This is a genomic window from Nostoc sp. UIC 10607 (assembly GCF_047228265.1).
Classification (GTDB): domain Bacteria; phylum Cyanobacteriota; class Cyanobacteriia; order Cyanobacteriales; family Nostocaceae; genus Nostoc; species Nostoc foliaceum_A.
The window spans coordinates 1-314 of record NZ_JBIQNW010000282.1 but is presented as its reverse complement, the minus strand read 5'-3'; the positions used below and the strand labels follow the sequence as shown (position 1 = coordinate 314).

The 314-nt window shown below is 51.3% G+C and carries 1 protein-coding gene; it reads right to left on the bottom strand.

All coding sequences use genetic code 11. The annotated features are described in order from the left end of the window. Window positions 1–50 precede the first annotated feature (50 nt). Window positions 51–314, bottom strand: a 264-nt coding sequence (locus tag ACEYW6_RS36775; RefSeq protein WP_412983688.1) for a 2Fe-2S iron-sulfur cluster-binding protein, incomplete at its 5' end; no start/stop codon positions are given.

Sequence of the window (314 nt, the reverse complement as noted above, 5' to 3'; positions counted from 1 at the left end):
TAGCGGAAACGGTGCCAACGGCGCTTGCTGCGTCGGTTGCGCTAGAATATTTAAACGATTTCATCGGCTTTGCCCTCATTGAATGCAATGGCAATTTCTTCATCGCTGGCAAAATGCCTGGTCTGGGCTGTTTCGCGCCCGGAATGAACTTCTCTGATTGCCGCAACGATTCCTGGATACGCACCGCAACGGCAAATGTTGCCGCTCATGCGTTCTCTGATTTCTTCATCAGAGAGCTCTAAATTCTGGGGACTCGTCCGCAAATTGTTAGTGACGTGACTCACGTCGCCGTTTTTGGCTTCCTGCAAAAGCGC